Genomic DNA, 18,811 nt, shown 5'->3' on the forward strand with positions numbered 1-18,811 from the left:
CACTTTTTGACGGGATATCGAAGTTTTCAGACATGAAATGTTTAGGATATCGATTGTGAGTTACATTTTGGTTGGTTCTACTGAACTGACTGCTGCTTTCTTTCGTCAGTATGTGGTGTCTTCGTCTGTCATCCAGTTTGGCTGTCCGTAAAGAATGATTACCAGTAAGTTACTGATAAATAACTATTAAAATAGTTTTTTAGAAGCTATTTACAATGCATGTGAATAATATTACTGTTTGTATAAACAGTAATGTTTGTAGAGGGAAAAACGATGCATGTAGAAGTAACTATCGATAAATCTAAGAAGCTGCCAAAAGGTGCTGTCCCTGCTCTTGCTGTCGAACTGGATAACCGCCTTAAACGCCGTTGGCCTGATATTAAAACCAATGTGAAGTTAGCAGGTAATGATGGGCTATCCGTCCGTGGTGGTACTCCCGATGACAGGAAAGTCGTTGAGGAAATTCTGCAAGAGACATGGGAAAGTGCTGATGATTGGTTCCAGCCTTAAATGAGGGGTAAGATAAACGACAGCCAATTAAACCTGCTGGTTGCTGGCAATCTGAGGTGTTTATCCTATAGTCTGTGATGTGAAGGGTTCCATAATCAATTGATGGGAGGGGAAGCCCTCCCATTTTATTATTATTGATTTCCTATTGCCGAGTGACAAATAACTACTCGTTGAAAATCATTTTCGTTATCATACCCGCTTGATGGCGGAGGCCATCATTTATACACCTAATCTTATGACTTGAAATTCAGGAAAGTACACCATGCCAGTGTTACATAACCGCATTTCTAATAAAGAGTTGAAAACACGTATGTTGGCGGAGAACCAGCCCCGTACTACCATCTCTTTTTATAAATATTTTAATATCTTGGATCTTCAGGCTTTCCGTGACAGCTTGTATCAACAATTTACTGAGTTTTCAGTATTTGGCCGGGTTTATATTGCCAAAGAAGGGATCAATGCACAGATAAGTGTACCAACTCATCATCTGGAAGCATTCAAAGCTTTATTATATGGCGTTGATCCTGCGTTGGATAATCTGAGGTTGAATATTGCACTTGATGATGATGGAAAATCTTTCTGGGTTTTGCGTATGAAGGTGCGTGATCGCGTAGTAGCTGACGGTATTGAAGATGAAACTTTTGATTCATCAAAAACCGGTGAATATCTTAAAGCAGAGCAGGTCAACCAGATGTTGGATGATCCTGAAACGTTATTTGTCGATATGCGTAATCACTATGAATATGAAGTCGGGCATTTTGAAAATGCAATTGAAATTCCTTCTGATACCTTCCGCGAACAATTGCCAATGGCAGTGGAAATGTTGCAGGATAATAAAGATAAAAACATTGTGATGTATTGCACTGGTGGTATTCGTTGTGAAAAGGCCAGTGCTTATATGTTGCATAATGGTTTTAAAAATGTATATCACGTAGAAGGCGGTGTTATCGAATATGCCCGTAAAGCCAGGGAGCAGGGATTACCAGTGCGTTTTATGGGTAAAAACTTTGTATTTGATGAGCGGATGGGAGAACGTATTTCAGATGATGTCATTGCTCATTGCCATCAATGTGGCGCGTCTTGTGATAGCCATACTAATTGTAAGAATGATGGTTGCCACCTGTTGTTTATTCAGTGCCCAGAATGTACCGCCAAATTTGAAGGTTGTTGCAGTGAAGCATGTAGGGAAGAAGTCAGGCTACCAGAAGCAGAACAACGTGTTCGTCGGGCTGGTCGAGAGAATGGCACAAAAATATTTAATAAATCCCGATATCGCCTACAGGATGGATTGAATATTACCTCATTACAGTTGAATAAATAGTATTATTAATAGCTGGCACAGAGATTATTGTGCCAGTTTCATTTGTTTCAAGATAATAGCTTTTTTAGTAGAGATATTTAAATACATTGTAAATAAAACAGAGTTCGATTCTATTGTTCACTTTTATTTTTTCAGTAATATGCCTTTTATGAGAATATACTGTGCTATTACTGATGTTTAGTTTTTGAGATATCCGATAATTCGGGATCTCTTTCATCCAGTAATCGATGACTTTATGCTCTTGTGGACTAAAAATAGAACAATGCTCATCAGTTGTCACCCGATATTTCTGAATTTCTTGTGATGTTATTTTACTCAATTTATTAAGCAAATAGGGAAGGCTTTTCTTTGCTAAAATAAAAGTATTGTTTTTCAGTACAATATAATTTTTACAGTAAGGGTAGACACTATTAAGGTATATATAGATACGGGTGTTATCTATAAGAGTAATAAATTTCTGTAAATTAGAGCAATAACTGGAATGGTGACAATAATGAGTCAAATTAGCTAAAACAATATCAGGAGAAAAATGAGTTACAATATCTATGGCTTCGTTAATTGAAGATGAGTCAACAATTTCAATATCTTCAACATTGTCATTTTTCTTTAAAAATTCATTGATACCTGAACGGGTGTAATAGCACTCTTCAACGACTAGGATTTTCATTATTGTACGTCCCTGTTCTTGTTTGGCCGAACTCACAATAAACGCCTTATCTATTGATAGTCAACTCGGCAATTGCGATAGTTAAGCCAGCTTAATCCGAAATTATTATCTAATGATATGGTTTTACAGACAAAATAGTTGGAGTGAATCAATGTACCTCCAGGCCGGACACCCAGTTATGTGGGTGTCCGGGCTTTGAGATTATTAATGTTTAGTATGGTTCAGCTCGCTGTATTCTGAGGACTCGATCTTTTCAATTCCTGCTTGGAGGATGTATATCAATTGTTTTGCAATGTCAGTTGTCAACCATAAGGTTCGATCTACCATGACATGTTCTGGTGTTTGATCTTGGGAGGACAAATAGTGAAGGCGTAGCATCACTGCATCATACGTATCAACAGTACTGACATCCCAACCTACGACAGGATGCGTTTGAATAACTTCATCTTTACTGCCCATAAAACCTCCTAATCAGATCACTGCATTATTTATTAATATCATTGACTAAGAGCAAACTACCTCATTCTTGAATGAGTCATTCTTAGTATATGCTTTTTAGTGAAAGTAAGAAGGTTTTTTGTTAGGAATTTATTAGCCCATTCGTTGGTGGGTTGATAGGCCATGTAAATTAATGGGGACGATGACTATCCCCATGTGTATGTTAGTCTGCTACTTTTACTTCCCAGCGGGCATCTTCGCCAGCCAGAAATGGAGTAAGTTTTTCATTATTGCAATCAACGTATTCAATAACCGTGGAAAATTTGCGAGTCAATTCGACAAAGCCTTCGTTGACGGGCAGTCCGTAAAATCTAGGGCCATTAAGTGAACAGAAGGCTTCAAAATGTTGTAATGCATTCATTTCTTCAAACACGGTTGCGTAAGCAGGTAACGCGGATGGTGCGTTAAATACACCAGCACAACCACAAGGTGATTCTTTTTTGTGCAGCGTATGTGGTGCAGAGTCTGTACCTAAGAAAAAGCGATTACAGCCACTGGCTACGGCTGCCCGCAAAGCATCCTGGTGAATATTGCGTTTCAGAATAGGCAGACAATACAGGTGTGGGCGTATCCCACCAACCAGCATATGGTTACGGTTAAACATGAGATGCTGTGGAGTCAATGTTGCTCCCAGATTATTACCGCCTTCCAGTACATATTGTGCAGCTTCTTTGGTTGTTATATGTTCAAACACAACTTTCAGTGCTGGGAATTGATTACGCAATGGCTCCATTATCTGTTCAATAAAGCGGGCTTCTCGATCAAAAATATCAATATGAGAAGCAGTAACTTCACCGTGTACAAGCAGAGGCATCCCCAGTTTTTCCATGATCTCTAATAATGGATAAATATTATTTATATCAGAGACTCCGTGACTTGAATTGGTTGTAGCATTGGCAGGGTAGAGCTTACAAGCGGTAAAAATGCCCTTTTTAAAACCAATTTCTATCTGGGAACTATCAGTAAAATCAGTAAGATAACAAGTCATAAGAGGCTGAAAGTTATCTCCTTCGGGGACAGATGCCAGTATTCTGTCTCGATAGGCTTTGGCACTAGCCACTTCTGTAATCGGTGCAAGCAGATTAGGCATGACGATAGCTCGCCCGAAATAGTGACTGGTATAAGGAACGACAGTTTTTAGCATTTCACCATCACGGAAGTGAATGTGCCAGTCATCAGGGCGGCGGATTTTTATTGTATATGATTTAGTGGTCATGAAACCGGCTCCAGTATATATAATTAGGAAGGAAATACGCTGAACTCAGCATATTCAAGCCGGGAATGGATAATAAAGCTAAAGCAGTTAAATAGCTATTAATGAATGTAATCTTTAGTAAAAAATTTAGCTAAATCAACCGATTCAGGGTAATTCAGAGGTGGATTTTTTATCGACAAGGAAAAAATGAAATATGAGGGTAAAACAAGAAATGAAGTTGGCTCCTCCAACTGGACTTGAACCAGTGACATACGGATTAACAGTCCGCCGTTCTACCGACTGAACTATGGAGGAACTCCTTCACAACGGGGCGCATATTAGCGGTACATTTTTGCTTTGTCAAAGCAGAAAACAACAAATAGTGATTGTTTGCTGGCAAACTGCACTTGGTGGTTTGTTTTTATGCTAAATAATGGTTTTTTGATGGAATTATATGCTATGAGAGTGGAGTGGATAGAGTTATTGTGTCTGTGTGATGTTGTCCGGTAACTAGCGAAAGCAGAAAAGCAAAAAACCCGCATTAAGCGGGTTTTTCTTAATTTGGCTCCTCCAACTGGACTTGAACCAGTGACATACGGATTAACAGTCCGCCGTTCTACCGACTGAACTATGGAGGAATTGTTTCACAACGGGGTGCATATTAGCGGTACACTTTTGCTTTGTCAAAGCAGAAAACAACAAATAGGGTTTGTTTGCTGGCAATCTGAACTTATTGGCCTGTTTTTATGCTGAATGAAAGATTGTTTGCTGGAACTGTATGCTATAGAAGCGAATTGATCAGGATTATTATGTTGTGTTGTCAGTAATTAGTGGAATCAGAAAGGCAAAAAGCCCGCACTAAGCGGGCTTTCCTAATTTGGCTCCTCCAACTGGACTCGAACCAGTGACATACGGATTAACAGTCCGCCGTTCTACCGACTGAACTATGGAGGAATCGTTCCTGGGAACGAGGCGAATAATAGCTGGGTATTTGGGGCTTGTCAAAGGGGAAAAGTGAAAATTGAGTTTGATTGATTAACTGGTGTTCAAAATTGTGTTTTCTACTATTTTCTAATCAATTAAATTTTCCAGTTCAGGAAATACAAGAATTAACTAATATCTATCTATGATAGTTAGATAGTGGAAATATTATCTATTTTTTATTTATAAAATAATTGATTGTGAGTATTAAAAATATAAGTAAATATATATTTGGTAACTTTTTTTTAATGTTATTTATAGGGTTTTTATATTTGATAATAATTTTCCTATTTTAACAGGACACTTATTGTCTTTTGATATTTATTAGTGAGTTTACTTGTCTATAATTCTTAATTGAAAAAGTAATTTGTTCTCTGACCTCAAATTTGTAAAACATGATATTAATCGAGATTGAAACAGATGTAAAAGAGTTCATCGTTGATAACGAAGCTTTATTCACCACTAACATGCTAAGATATTTTCAATTTAATAATAGATTTAAATTAATATACAAAGTGCAATGAAAAAAGTAAAACCCATTTCAGAAAAAAACATTAAAAAATTGAGTGTTATAAAGTTAAATTATTATTAAGGAGGTAAAGATAACTCTAAATAAATAAGGTTTCATAATTCCGCTACACATGGTTTTCTTCAACTCATTGTTATACATAGGATTGTTGGTAGATAAGGTGTAGCACCATTTTGGAAAGTTATTTATAAAGTCAGTAGATAATATTTCTCCTGAAAATAGTGGCTAATTTTCTGGTGATTTCTATAAAACAAATGAGGAAAAGTCATGAAGTTTTTAATTAATACTGATGTAACTAACTGGGTTTCACATAAAGATTGGTTTAACGTTCCATTGCGATTGTTTGTAGTTCTAAAGGATGATGATGGTTCGACATCATTAGATAATTATAAAAGTAAAATTGTGGTGCATGGCTTGAATGAGGGCGAATATGAAATTGTAAATAACAATAACGTATTCGATCCTATCCGTAGAGCATCTGAAATATTGGTAAAAGTTAAAACAGATCAAAAGGTTAATGCCACAGTCAAATTTGTTGCTGAAGTAACAGATGCGAATGACAGTGTAGTCGCAGAAGCTATTCTGGATCGATTCAAACTGAAATCAGCAGGATTGGCAGCACCTATATATCCGGCAAATTATGATAATGTTATTGACAGTGGAGATATAAGAGCAGGCGTTAAAGTACTTTTTGCTGATTCTAATATTTTAAATAAGCATGAACTGAAATTTATTTTTGATAATAATGTTGAAATTGTTCCAAGTGTACAAGATAGTAATGATATCCGTAGTTTACCTGTAAAGAATTCTCTTCTTACTGTCGGTAAACACGATAGTGTTTATTATACTATTAGCGAAAGCGGCAGTGCTAAATTCTCTACTGTTCAACGTGTACTTGTAGAGCTTGATGAAGACCCTGGAACAGTCCAGATTCGTCGTGATCTGGAAGTGCCTTATATTGATGAATATGATGACAGCAGGGGCAGACCAATTGGTGAAAGTATTATTGATTATGATATCAATATTATGGTCAGAGATGTTAAACTTAAAGATAAGGTATTGAAAAAAGGTACAGTTCATATTAAAGGGTATTCTGCTGACAATCAGGATGCAGGAGAGATAGTATTAAAAATAGAGTCTTTAAGTGGTAATGAAAATAATATTTTCCGTTTAGCTGTAATTAATCCAGAAGGAAATCCTAATGATCAGCCGGGTGGCATTGATTTCTTCAATTATATAGGTAATGGTCGGGTAAGAATTCATTACGAAATATCATTTGTTGGTGAAGTAAACGTACTGCATAAATCTAAAGAAAGAGTTTATAAAGTAGTTTTGGATTAATCAAGTTGGTATTCTAAATGTGCTGTTGCATACACAAAAAGCCCAATTTTCATTGGGCTTTTTGCAGATTCTTCATCTGATGAGGTCGGAAATTTTTCTAATATCTCCGGACTTAAATTTGGCTCCTCCAACTGGACTTGAACCAGTGACATACGGATTAACAGTCCGCCGTTCTACCGACTGAACTATGGAGGAATCGTTCTTAGGAGCGCGGCGAATATTAGCGATGAACTGAAACGCTGTCAACGAAAAAAAGCTTACTGTTTTATTGTTTGTTCGCTATGTAAGCGCATTGTGTTATAATTGCGCTATTTTACTGAAACTGAGTACTTTTATTTATCATCGGCAATGATGTTGCTGTATGAGATTGTTCAGGGAATGCCATGATATAAACATCATAAAAATGTATTTCACCTTTCATTTTTATAATACGATTGATTTCATCCTTTATTGCCAACGGAACATGAGGGTGGAGATGAAGTTCTTTGATTGCTTGGTCTGAGATTTTTTCACTGACGAACCATTCGCCGTTGTAACATACCCGTAGATCAAGCACACCGATATCATCAAACCGATATATGGGTTTAATTTCAAACAATAAAACAGCTGCCATAACAATGAAAAGTACGGTGAAAGCTAGCAGTGAAAGTAAACCAAAGTATGGGGCATACCAGATGAGTGCAGCGAGTGTCAGGTAGGATACGAACATAGCCAGGCAAAGGTAAGGATGGTTGCTGATAAACTGGCTATTGAAACGAGGTTTGCCATCGCGTTGTTCTTCAATATTGATTCGTTCAAGATCCTGAATCAGTATCTGCTTAATGATATTCATATGTTGACCTAATTAAATGAAGAGAAAGTGAAATATTTTCATAGTGATTGGCCTTTAAGACTAGCACGAGAGAAACAATATGACGTAGATCAGTTGTTATATTTTAATCTGCCAACTGTTATTGGCTGAGATTAATCCTAATGCTTTTATTAAGATAAACGTTGAATAAATCAAAAAAAATTATAATTAATGACTTTATTTTTTATATCATTGCTCTAATAATGAGCGTAAGCATTTTTTTTAAAACACGAATGCATAAAAAGGTTGCTATTCTTTTTCTATCATGAGTTAATGCAGCCGGCCTGATAAACAGACCTACTTTATGTACGACATCTTGAGTTAATGAGTTATGTGTAAGTGTTATCCTCAGATAGCCTTTGTTGACGCGTTTCCTTCTTAGTGCCTCCATAAGTAATAGCTGATAACTGGCCAGTACATGCCCATGTTGGCAAAATTTTTTTGATATATAGGAAAGTCACAATGTCTGACAAAATGAAAGGTCAAGTGAAGTGGTTCAACGAGTCTAAAGGCTTCGGTTTCATCACCCCAGCTGACGGTAGCAAAGACGTATTCGTTCACTTCTCTGCCATTCAGGGTAACGGTTTCAAAACTTTGGCAGAAGGCCAGAACGTAGAATTCACCATTGAAAATGGTGCTAAAGGCCCAGCAGCAGCAAACGTAACTGCTATCTGATTGCCTGAATGATTTTTAAGCCCGTCATTGTTTATATAGTGGCGGGCTTTTTCTTTGTTAGAGTAATATCCTTCTTTACTTATTAATTGCTCCTGATTATACTTTGTGCAAATTTTATTGGGGAGATTAGCATCATTGGACAGTCAAAGTTTTTGGTTAAATAAAAAATAAGACAGCAAGCTGTTCATTTCCTTCCGATTTGCTGCTTGCTGAACAGGGCGAGCGGTACCACTCAAAATATCTGAGCTGTACTTACTCAAAGACAGTATTATCTGGTACTCAGTGAGGTCGCTGAGGATAGTATATTGGGTTTTCTATTATGCTGTTATATATTTACATTTTGTTACCTCCAGGTATGTACAGAAAATAATGCTGAATTAAACATTCGGCCAAATTTCTGTGTGCAAAATAAATGCACATGATTATTTGTCCATTTAGTTGTATGGAGAATGTCATGTTAATAACCCCTTTTGTCTTTCATTTATTATCAGCTATGTGCTTTGGTGCGTTAATTGGTGCTGAGCGTCAATGGCGTCAACGTATGGCGGGTTTAAGAACGAATGCATTAGTTGCGACCGGTGCAGCTGTTTTTATACTCAGTTCAATAACAACTTCACCAGATAGTGCTGGTCGTATTGCTGCGCAGATTGTTTCAGGGATTGGTTTCCTTGGTGCCGGTGTCATTATGCGGGAAGGCATGAATATTCGTGGATTAAATACCGCAGCAACTTTGTGGTGTTCTGCTGGAATTGGTGTGTTGTGTGGCCTTGGGCAGTATTGGCTGGCAGCGATAGCCACAGCGATTATTCTTTGCGCAAACATATTGTTACGTGAAGCTGCTCAACGTATTAATTTACAACCCAGGCAGCAGGCCGTTGATCAGGTACAGAGTTATAAAATTCACGTAGTGTGTGACAGTGATGATGGGATCTTGGTAAGAACTTTAGTGTTACAGGCTCTCAATGGCGTAGCAGTGAGGCTACAATCACTGAGTTTTACTGATATGATCCAATCTGGAAAACTTGAAGTATGTGCTGAGGTATTAGCAACATCTGCTGAGCAAAAAGAGATAGAATCGATTGTTTGTCGTATGAGTTTAGAAAAAAGCGTTAGCTCAATAAATTGGAAAATTGCTTCTGAGCTATAAGTCTGAAAATTATTTGTATAAAACAACAATAATTTTGTTCGATAAAGAGTCACGACTAACTTTTCGTCATGTAAAACAAACAGAGCGTTGCCTATAGTGTGTCTTTTCAGCCAGGCAACGCGTAATTAAGAAACTATTTTCCGAATAATATGGTGAATATTTCACCGATAACGCGTTTGTTTATATATTGGTGATCTTGAAAAGGATAAATTATAAACAAAGCTGGTAAATCTGTGATCAGTACTAAAGAGGGCAACACGACGTCGTAGTTTTGCAAATCCCCGTTTAATTTTTCTTGAGATGAGTTGGTTACAAGTTCGCTTTATATGGATAATAGTTTTTTGAAGTATTTTTTACTATGGTGATTATAATCTAATTAACTATTGAGATGTTGCTGATGATTATCATTCTGACATCAAGTTTGATCGGGCAAAGCTGACATAGGTATTGTACGTGGATACAGAAAAATTGATGAGTTGCCATTTTATTTTGTTCGGTATCGGTTGCCTATTACTGTTCAGAACTTTCAGTGGAAATATCATTTCACTTGCAAAAGTGAAGTAGAAGAAATGATCTAAGTTTGTTCTTATATAAGAGTAAAATAGATAATAATTCTGCTTGATGAAGTACGCCGTGAAAGAAATAATGGTAGTAGCTAATGGTTACCATCAGGCAAGATTTCAGTGTATTAATTTAGCAGTTCGATATTTGTCCAATGATAAAGTAAAAACACTTGTTGCCTTTTGACGGCGAAAGCGCCGTGATATTACAAGAGTAACTAACTTTTTTTGTTCCCTTCGAGAAGAGAGCTACCTCTGCTATTTCTGTATTAACAGAGGATGGCGGGGCAGTAAAAGTTCTTGCCGAAGATAATTCTGTTATTACTGTCATGGTTTGTCATGATGTAGGATTAGGTTTCGAAGTTATTTTAATAGCCCAGCAAACTGAACTGGTAGATGCTGGAATCCTGGGAAATGGAATAAGAGCGGTATTTAGTAAACTGAGGCGTTGTAAAAAAAGAACCTATATACAGAGGGGTTACTTGGTAATGACGTTAATAAGGCTGTGGTATTGAGGTGCGTTGATGTTGCGACAGGTACAGATATACAAAAAAAAGTGATGAATATTGCCTGGCTTGAGAAAAACCTACGGGTGTTAGACAAAGGATAGTTAAGGGAGATAGACGCGAGGGAGTATCATCAAGTGCTTGAATATAACGGTAAGTTCAGCCTTTAGTAATGTTTTTTCAATGTTAATTGTCAGCACTTTTATTCCATTTTTGCTGATGAAAAATATTCATTGACTAGTACAAGATTTGATGTGTGATATTTCGTAGCTTTCTTCACATTGAAATAAAATGAATAAAGAGTTTTATAAAAAACCTTATCAATGGGACACTAAAAATATTGGATATTTTATTGTATCGGCAATGTTGGTTTGTTCTCTTTTTGTTATATGGACATATATATCGATATAAGATATTTTTTTAGTAAAAAATGTTGTATATGGAATTTTATTCCATCCAGATTGGTGTATTAAATGGTATATAAAGTCTGTTTATATTTTGCTCTCATGGAGGATGTATTTTATCCAAGACACAACGGTATTTTCAGTATTATTGGTTGCATAACTGATAATGATTCTCGATATCTATTTTATTCTTTTCTCATTTAATCAGCTAATGGGTTTAGAGTCTTTGCTCTAAGAATATTTTCTGTGGTTAGATGAGACTGTAATCAGTTTTTGCATTATTTTCCATTTTTGGTGAGTGGTTATGGTTACTTGAAAAAGTATAACTACTATTTATGTGGGGAAATAAATTGTTCATCAAAATAATATCTTTTTCGTCTTTGATATGAAAATATTATGATATTTTTACCATTAATAGTTGTTAATGGTATTCTCTTGGTAAGAAATGGCTTCGATTTTTATTTTTTGCCCTATTGTGATTAATTATTCTTACGATAAATCTTAATCAATTATTTTTTTCTTGTGGAATGAATTATTTTATCCATGATTATCATTTGAATAATAGTGTCTATAATGTGAATCAATGACAATCATATCTGGGTTTTTTGCATATAAAAATAATATTTTTGGGATGAGGGTTGTAAATTTCATATGAAATAATGAATGATGATAAAAAGTTATTTTAATATTTTATTTAACTTGTATTATAAGGTCATGAACGCTGAAATAGTGTATGTTATTTGTCTAAATATTGATTGGTGAATTATGTTTTTATTGAATCATATAACAAATGGTGATTGTGTTCGTGATTGTCATTTAATTTGATTATATATTTATGTTGATTGAAGATTTTATATCTGTAATTATATCTATTATAAATCTTTAAAGTGGAAAGTTAGATTAATAAATAATCTATTTTTTATTTAAAATGCCTAATGTTTCTAGAAAACATATATTGTCCATGTGTAAGTTTAATTAATTAATAATCTGGAACATGAAAATTAAAGGTGAAAAAGATAAAGTAATCAACAGGAGGGCTTTGCGTTTTATTATATTATGAAACATGAAATTTTTATAAGTTTTTTTAATGATTTTTGCCATTTATTTGGTTGTCTGGAGTCAAAATTGATTGATTTTTTCTATTATCTTTATGCTGTATATTGGCTATTTTTTAGGCAATAAAATGTTGTTGTAGTTGTTTTTTTATTCATTATCTCACTGTATTTTATGCTATTTTTGTGTATTTAGTGTTATTTGTGCATGGTGGTATGTGTTTTTAGTTAAGTCTTATGGTTAAATAAAGTACAAATCTAAACTAAAAGTGATCATACCAATATCTTTTTTGCAACCAAATTTTACATAAAATTAATCTATTTTATCGTACAAATGGAGATATTAGATCTTAGAATAAGATTATTGTTTACACCTGTTACTCAGGGATAAAGCTTATTTTATAGTTGTTATTTTGCTAAAAGTAGGATTTTTTATCGTCATTTTGAGTTTATAAGTTTAATAGATCGTATAAAATCAAAAAATATACCTAATATTTTTATTTAGATAATTTAACTTATTAAAATTGGGAATTCGGATTTTATTTAATTGTTTGAATAATTAATGATCAATTCATCGATTGAACGCATATTAAAAGCCTTTATTTTTGTGAGTTATGTCACATAGTATTTAAAATTGCGTTCTCTTTCCGTTGTATAAGTTGATGATTCAGGAGTAAAGTTGTTCTGCATTAAGAATATTCTTAATCGGCAGTAAAAATGTTATATCAGGTAACGCAATAATACTTTTGCAGTTCATTACCGTAATATTTTTGAAGTTGGACGAATCAAAAGTAATACAAGGGATGGTTACTGCTCTGACTAAGCCTGTATATTTTAGTTATGTAAGAGATTATTAATCCCTAAGCTATTTTAGGAATTTTGTCACGAGTGGTTTTTCGAACACTTAACTGATTTTTTAATGTAATCGGACGGGATAGAGAAATGAGTACGGTTGAATTGCTCAAACATATTTATGACATAAATTTATCGTATCTGCTTTTAGCTCAGCGGTTAATTAACCATGAAAAAGCATCAGCGATGTTCCGTTTAGGTATTAGCGATTCTATGGCTGATACGTTGTCTGAATTGACATTACCTCAGTTGGTAAAGCTCGCCGAGACTAATCAATTAGTCTGTAATTTCCGGTTCGAAGACAGTGAAACTATTCAGCAGCTTACCAGGGAATCTCGAGTGGATGATTTACAACAAATACACACAGGCATTTTGTTATCGACTCATCTGTTTCAGCAGTTATCTTCGAAAGATGATACTTCAGTGAAAAAAAGAGCATAAGAGATGGCCGAGAAAAGTATAGTTCAAGAAGCTAAGGATATACATCTTGCGATGGAACTCATCACTTTAGGCGCACGGTTACAAATGCTTGAAAGTGAAACGCAATTAAGCAGAGGGCGGCTAATTAAGCTTTATAAAGAATTGAGGGGAAGCCCTCCACCTAAAGGGATGCTGCCTTTTTCAACAGATTGGTTTATGACTTGGGAACAGAATATTCATTCATCAATGTTCTATAATGCCTATCGTTTCTTACTTAAAAGTGGTTATTGCGATGGTGTGGAGGCGGTTGTTAAAGCTTATCGGCTCTATCTTGAACAATGCCCTCCCGTTGAAGGAAACGCCCCTATTCTGGCGCTGACTCGCGCCTGGACTCTGGTACGTTTTGTAGACAGTGGCATGTTGCAACCTTCACAATGCCGGACTTGTGGCGGAACTTTCATTACTCATGCTCATCAACCCGTGAATAGCTTTGTTTGTAGTCTTTGTCAACCACCATCACGTGCCGTAAAAAAACGTAAACTTTCCTCTCAGCCTGCCGATAGTAATTCACAACTGCTGGATGGACTTGCTCAGCGCGCAATGTGAATTTAAATGGGAAAATCATTCCTACAGGTTACGGATTTGCACTTTTTTTCCTGTAACCTGTGTTGAAACTGCAACCATTCTGGATTCAGACTGTTCAACTTCCCATCCGCTCACCAACTTAGCTAAAGGATATCGCGTGTTAGTACTTTTAGGATATATCGTAGTTCTTGGTGCGGTAATCGGTGGTTACCTGATTGTAGGTGGTCATTTGGGCGCACTTTATCAACCTGCTGAATTTTTAATTATCACTGGTGCTGGCATCGGTGCTTTTATTGTTGGTAACAACGGAAAAGCGATTAAGGCAACATTGCGTGTTTTGCCAAAAGTAATGCGCAGATCTAAATATAACAAAACGATGTATATGGATCTGATGGCTCTACTTTTCCGGTTGTTAGCAAAATCCCGTATGCATGGTGTTTTGGCATTAGAGCGGGATATTGAAAATCCGCAGCAGAGTGATATTTTCACCCAATATCCACGTTTGCTTAAGGATAAGCATTTGATGGATTTTATCACCGACTACATGAGGTTGATTGTGAGTGGCAATATGAATCCTCATGAAATTGAGGCTTTGATGGATGAAGAAATTGAAACTTATGAGCAGGAAAGCGAGATCCCGGCGACTAGCTTGATGATGGTTGGAGATTCACTTCCTGCTTTTGGTATTGTGGCTGCTGTTATGGGGGTTGTTAATGCCTTGGGTTCGGCAGATCGTCCGGCAGGAGAGCTTGGCGTGCTGATTGCTCATGCCATGGTTGGGACATTCCTCGGTATTTTGCTGGCATATGGCTTTATCTCTCCACTTGCGACTTTGCTGCGTCAGCGCAGTGGCGAACATATTAAAATGATGCAATGCATTAAAGTGACATTGTTATCCAGCCTGAATGGTTATGCCCCGCAAATTGCTGTTGAATTCGGCCGTAAAACATTGTACCTCACGGATCGTCCTTCTTTCACTGAGTTGGAAGAACATGTTCGCCGGGTGAAAGCGCCTGTTCAGCAAGAAACTGAAGAACAAATATGAAGGCGCGTAACGTCTCAGTCATTAGGGTAAAAAGACGTAAAAGAAATGACATCAGACATCATGGAGGTTCATGGAAAATTGCCTATGCTGACTTTATGACTGCGATGATGGCATTTTTCTTGGTTATGTGGCTGCTGGCAATTTCCAGTCCGCAGGAATTGACCCGAATTGCAGAATATTTCCGTACTCCGCTACAAGTCGCGATAAATAAAGGGGAACGCAGTAGTGATAGCTCTAATCCTATCCCAGGGGGAGGGCAGGATGTGCTTTACCAGGAAGGTGATATTTTGCGTCAGGTTGAAGTCGTTGAAGATAATGATGAATCCCGTAGGTTAAACAGGCTGCGTGAGCAACTTGATCAGTTGATTATTACTGATCCCCGCCTTAAAGCATTACGTCCACATCTGTTGATTGACATGATGGATGAAGGGTTACGTATCCAGATTATTGACCGGGAAAATCGGCCAATGTTTATGGTTGGCAGTGCAAAAGTCGAAAGCTATATGAGTGATATCTTGCGAGCTATTGCACCAATCCTGAACGATATTCCAAATAAAATCAGCCTGTCCGGCCATACTGATGACTTGAAATATGCCAATGGTGAGCGTGGTTACAGTAACTGGGAGCTATCCGCAGATCGGGCTAACGCGTCAAGGAGAGAGCTGCTGATAGGCGGGTTGGATGAAGGCAAGATATTGCGGGTTGTCGGTATGGCTGCAACGGTCCGCCTGAAGCAGGAAGATGCCAGTTCACCGGTTAACCGTCGCATCAGTATCTTAGTGCTCAATAAGCAAGCGGAAGAGCGGATTGAACAGCAAAACACTGGCAGCAATTCCCTAATTATTAACGATAGTAAGGAAGTTCACGAGGTGATTAGAAAGGATTCGGCTGAAAGTGTGTCAACACAATAATCCAATGAAATCACAGTATCGGCTCAACCAGTATCACTCAGTACTGAGCCCAATCGTGGTACCGACTAAGGTGACAAAGTAACAATGGATATTACCGCGTTTTATCAGACTTTTTTTGATGAAGCAGACGAATTGCTAGAGGATATGGAGCAGCATCTATTGCAGCTTGATCCCGATGCACCAGATCAGGAGCAGTTGAATGCTATTTTTCGTAGTGCTCACTCAATAAAAGGGGGGGCTGCGACTTTTGGTTTTATCAAACTACAGCAAACGACGCATGTTCTGGAAAATTTGCTCGACAGCGCCAGACGAGATGAAATGAGTCTGACGACTGACATTATCAACCTGTTTTTAGAAGCGAAAGATATTATGCAACAACAGTTGGATGCCTATAAAAGTTCTCAGGAGCCGGATGAAAGTGCGTTTACCTACATCTGTGAGACTTTGCGCCAGCTTGCATTGGAAGTACAGGAAGAAAATGAAGGTGAGGTTGAATCTGTCATCGCTGAGGTAGCATCAAGATTGCCTGAATCCGAACCAGAATTAAAACCAGCACCTGTTGCGACTAAAAACCAGCAAGGCAGAGTTCGGGTTCATCTTTCTGGTCTGAAAGAGCGCGAAGTTTCTTTGATGTTGGATGAACTGGCTAATCTGGGGGAAGTTTATGATGCTGAACAGACCCGGGATAGTGTGGAAGCTTCATTGGTAACATCAGCCACAGAGGATGACATTACCGCTGTACTCTGTTTTGTGATTGAACCGGAACAGATCACTTTTTTGCCGGTAGCCGAATCAAAAGATGAAGTTAAAAACCGGAATACAGATAAAGCCGTCAAAGCGACTGTGCCGGAAAAAAGTGCCATACCGGCTGCCGGGCGTCCCGCACCTGTGCCACCGGCTGGATCGCCACGTCAGCGTGCAGAATCTTCCAGTATTCGGGTTGCGGTTGAGAAAGTTGATCAACTGATAAACCTGGTGGGGGAATTGGTTATCACACAATCTATGCTGGCACAGCATTGTCATGATCTTGAACCTAATTCACATGGCGATTTACTGAATTGCATGGTTCAGTTACAACGAAATTCCAGAGACTTGCAAGAGTCTGTGATGTCTATCCGCATGATGCCAATGGAATATGTGTTCAGCCGTTACCCGCGTTTAGTCAGGGATCTTGCTGGCAAACTGAATAAAAAAGTGGATCTGACCTTGGTTGGTAGTTCTACTGAACTGGATAAGAGTTTAATTGAGCGCATTATTGATCCGTTGACCCATCTGGTCCGTAACAGCCTTGATCATGGTATTGAAGAACCGGAAGTTCGACTGGCTTCGGGTAAGCCTGAAACAGGTAACCTGACACTTTCTGCTGAACATCAGGGGGGGAATATCTGCATTGAAGTTGTGGATGATGGCGCTGGGTTAAATCGTGAAAAAATTCTGGCCAAAGCGATATCACAAGGGTTATCAGTCAGTGAAAACATGAGTAACGAAGAGGTTGCTATGTTGATTTTTGCCCCTGGTTTTTCCACGGCTGAGGTGGTGACAGATGTGTCTGGCCGTGGTGTCGGTATGGATGTGGTTAAGCGAAATATTCAGGAAATGGGAGGACAAATCCAGATTAACTTCCAGGCAGGTAAAGGGACAATTATCCGGATTTTGTTACCTCTGACATTGGCAATCCTTGATGGTATGTCAGTGAAAGTGAATGACGAAGTGTTTATTTTGCCATTGAGTGCGGTAGTCAGTTCCCTTCAGCCGCAGGAAGAAGATATTTATCCACTGGCCGGTGATGAAAAATTACTGCATGTCAGAGGCGAGTATTTGCCACTGATTAAGTTATATCGGGTTTTTGATATTCCTGAGGCGAAAACAGATCCAACTAAAGGGATTATTGTGATTGTACAGAGTGCTGGTCGTCGTTATGCCTTGTTAGTTGATCAGTTAGTTGGGCAGCACCAAGTGGTCGTGAAAAATATCGAAAGTAACTACCGCAAAGTGCCGGGAATATCCGCTGCCACAATTATGGGCGATGGCAGTGTGGCACTGATTATTGATGTCTCTGCATTGCAGCAGCTCAATCATGACCAATTGGCACTAAGCAAAGCTGAATTATTAGAAAAAAATAAACATTGAATGGGGCTTATCCCCATAGAAAATCGTCAATCTCACAGCAAAAGGTAAGATTATGTCGGCCATAGAAGCTTTTAATAAATTGTCAGGAGAAACTGCCGGAGAAGGATATCTGGTTTTTACCTTGGGTGATGAAGAATATGGTATCGAAATACTTAAAGTTCAGGAAATACGTGGTTATGATCAGGTCACCCGTATTGCAAATACTCCTGCGTTCATTAAAGGGATAACCAATCTGCGTGGTGTTATTGTTCCTATTATTGACCTGAGAATTAAGTTCGCTCAGGAAACTGTCACTTATAATGATAATACCGTGGTTATTGTTCTGAATCTGTTGAACCGGGTGGTTGGTATCGTTGTTGATGGTGTTTCAGATGTTTTATCGCTCAAAGCTGAACAAATCTGTCCGGCTCCGGAATTTGCAGTGACATTGTCTACTGAATATCTGACGGGCTTGGGTTCACTTGATGATCGTATGCTGATTTTGGTGGATATTGAGAAGTTACTTAATAGTGAAGAGATGGCTCTGGTAGATTCAGTGGCTAAAAACTAGTTATAAAGAATAGTCATCGAAAATAGCTGCCATGATTAATAGATGGCAGCTATTTTTTTGTCCATTACTTGCTGATCCCAAC

The 18,811-nt window shown here is 37.6% G+C and carries 15 protein-coding genes, 4 tRNA genes and 1 pseudogene; 11 read left to right on the top strand and 9 right to left on the bottom strand.

The features are described from left to right. Window positions 1-273: 273 nt before the first annotated feature. Window positions 274-510 carry a DinI-like family protein gene (locus C5470_RS11565; RefSeq protein ID WP_166289026.1) on the top strand — a complete coding sequence of 79 codons (237 nt, stop codon included), beginning with the start codon at window positions 274-276 and terminating at the stop codon, window positions 508-510. A 262-nt stretch (window positions 511-772) separates the two neighbouring features. Next, window positions 773-1,831, top strand: coding sequence for an oxygen-dependent tRNA uridine(34) hydroxylase TrhO (trhO, locus tag C5470_RS11570; protein ID WP_166289028.1), 1,059 nt, complete (start codon window positions 773-775; stop codon window positions 1,829-1,831). A 64-nt stretch (window positions 1,832-1,895) separates the two neighbouring features. On the opposite strand, the gene C5470_RS11575 is transcribed toward trhO, so the two are convergent. The 6 genes from C5470_RS11575 to C5470_RS11600 all read right to left on the bottom strand — a co-directional run bounded on the left by C5470_RS11575 (window position 1,896) and on the right by C5470_RS11600 (window position 5,145). Continuing rightward, on the bottom strand, window positions 1,896-2,498 hold the full coding sequence (locus tag C5470_RS11575) for a response regulator transcription factor (RefSeq protein WP_166289157.1): 603 nt from the start codon (window positions 2,496-2,498) through the stop codon (window positions 1,896-1,898). A 204-nt stretch (window positions 2,499-2,702) separates the two neighbouring features. Continuing rightward, window positions 2,703-2,957: a biofilm formation regulator BssS gene (bssS, locus tag C5470_RS11580; RefSeq protein WP_166289030.1), complete on the bottom strand. Its 255-nt coding sequence runs from the start codon at window positions 2,955-2,957 to the stop codon at window positions 2,703-2,705. A gap of 202 nt (window positions 2,958-3,159) precedes the next feature. Beyond that, a complete protein-coding gene (gene pyrC, locus C5470_RS11585) occupies window positions 3,160-4,212 on the bottom strand; it encodes a dihydroorotase (protein ID WP_166289032.1) in 1,053 nt (350 codons plus the stop codon). A gap of 218 nt (window positions 4,213-4,430) precedes the next feature. Continuing rightward, window positions 4,431-4,506, bottom strand: a tRNA-Asn gene (locus tag C5470_RS11590). Between the two features lie 247 nt (window positions 4,507-4,753). Beyond that, window positions 4,754-4,829, bottom strand: a tRNA-Asn gene (locus tag C5470_RS11595). 240 nt (window positions 4,830-5,069) lie between these two features. After that, window positions 5,070-5,145: transfer RNA gene (locus tag C5470_RS11600), tRNA-Asn, on the bottom strand. A gap of 823 nt (window positions 5,146-5,968) precedes the next feature. Here C5470_RS11600 and C5470_RS11605 point away from each other — a divergent pair. Further along, entirely contained in the window at window positions 5,969-7,042 is a 1,074-nt protein-coding gene (locus C5470_RS11605; RefSeq protein ID WP_166289034.1) for a hypothetical protein, read from the top strand. Here the strand turns inward: C5470_RS11605 and C5470_RS11610 are convergent. From C5470_RS11610 to C5470_RS11620, 3 genes are all read right to left on the bottom strand, one after another. Further along, window positions 7,039-7,194, bottom strand: coding sequence for a hypothetical protein (locus tag C5470_RS11610; protein WP_166289037.1), 156 nt, complete (start codon window positions 7,192-7,194; stop codon window positions 7,039-7,041). The two genes, C5470_RS11605 and C5470_RS11610, sit on opposite strands and share 4 nt — an antisense overlap. Then, window positions 7,162-7,237, bottom strand: a tRNA-Asn gene (locus C5470_RS11615). The genes C5470_RS11610 and C5470_RS11615 overlap by 33 nt, the downstream gene beginning before the upstream one ends. A gap of 118 nt (window positions 7,238-7,355) precedes the next feature. After that, window positions 7,356-7,874: a YlaC family protein gene (locus C5470_RS11620; protein WP_166289040.1), complete on the bottom strand. Its 519-nt coding sequence runs from the start codon at window positions 7,872-7,874 to the stop codon at window positions 7,356-7,358. Window positions 7,875-8,354: 480 nt separating this feature from the next. On the opposite strand from C5470_RS11620, the gene cspE reads away from it, so the two are divergent. The 8 genes and pseudogenes from cspE to cheW all read left to right on the top strand — a co-directional run bounded on the left by cspE (window position 8,355) and on the right by cheW (window position 18,729). Further along, window positions 8,355-8,567 carry a transcription antiterminator/RNA stability regulator CspE gene (gene cspE, locus C5470_RS11625; protein WP_010847246.1) on the top strand — a complete coding sequence of 71 codons (213 nt, stop codon included), beginning with the start codon at window positions 8,355-8,357 and terminating at the stop codon, window positions 8,565-8,567. 454 nt (window positions 8,568-9,021) lie between these two features. Next, a complete protein-coding gene (locus C5470_RS11630; RefSeq protein WP_166289043.1) occupies window positions 9,022-9,714 on the top strand; it encodes an MgtC family protein in 693 nt (230 codons plus the stop codon). A 3,464-nt stretch (window positions 9,715-13,178) separates the two neighbouring features. Next, window positions 13,179-13,529 (top strand): flagellar transcriptional regulator FlhD, encoded by a 351-nt coding sequence (flhD, locus tag C5470_RS11635; RefSeq protein WP_021326104.1) that lies wholly within the window; start codon window positions 13,179-13,181, stop codon window positions 13,527-13,529. 3 nt (window positions 13,530-13,532) lie between these two features. Continuing rightward, window positions 13,533-14,114, top strand: a complete 582-nt coding sequence (gene flhC, locus C5470_RS11640) for a flagellar transcriptional regulator FlhC (protein WP_166289046.1) — start codon at window positions 13,533-13,535, stop codon at window positions 14,112-14,114. 136 nt (window positions 14,115-14,250) lie between these two features. After that, a complete protein-coding gene (gene motA / locus C5470_RS11645; RefSeq protein ID WP_166289049.1) occupies window positions 14,251-15,138 on the top strand; it encodes a flagellar motor stator protein MotA in 888 nt (295 codons plus the stop codon). After that, window positions 15,135-16,010: pseudogene (gene motB / locus C5470_RS11650) on the top strand (flagellar motor protein MotB); the annotation flags it as partial. The gene motA and the pseudogene motB, both read left to right, overlap by 4 nt. A 123-nt stretch (window positions 16,011-16,133) precedes the next feature. Continuing rightward, on the top strand, window positions 16,134-18,179 hold the full coding sequence (cheA, locus tag C5470_RS11655; protein WP_166289052.1) for a chemotaxis protein CheA: 2,046 nt from the start codon (window positions 16,134-16,136) through the stop codon (window positions 18,177-18,179). Between the two features lie 52 nt (window positions 18,180-18,231). Next, on the top strand, window positions 18,232-18,729 hold the full coding sequence (cheW, locus tag C5470_RS11660; protein ID WP_015834820.1) for a chemotaxis protein CheW: 498 nt from the start codon (window positions 18,232-18,234) through the stop codon (window positions 18,727-18,729). The last annotated feature ends 82 nt before the right edge of the window (window positions 18,730-18,811 follow it).

The organism is Photorhabdus stackebrandtii, assembly GCF_011189495.1.
Classification (GTDB): domain Bacteria; phylum Pseudomonadota; class Gammaproteobacteria; order Enterobacterales; family Enterobacteriaceae; genus Photorhabdus; species Photorhabdus khanii.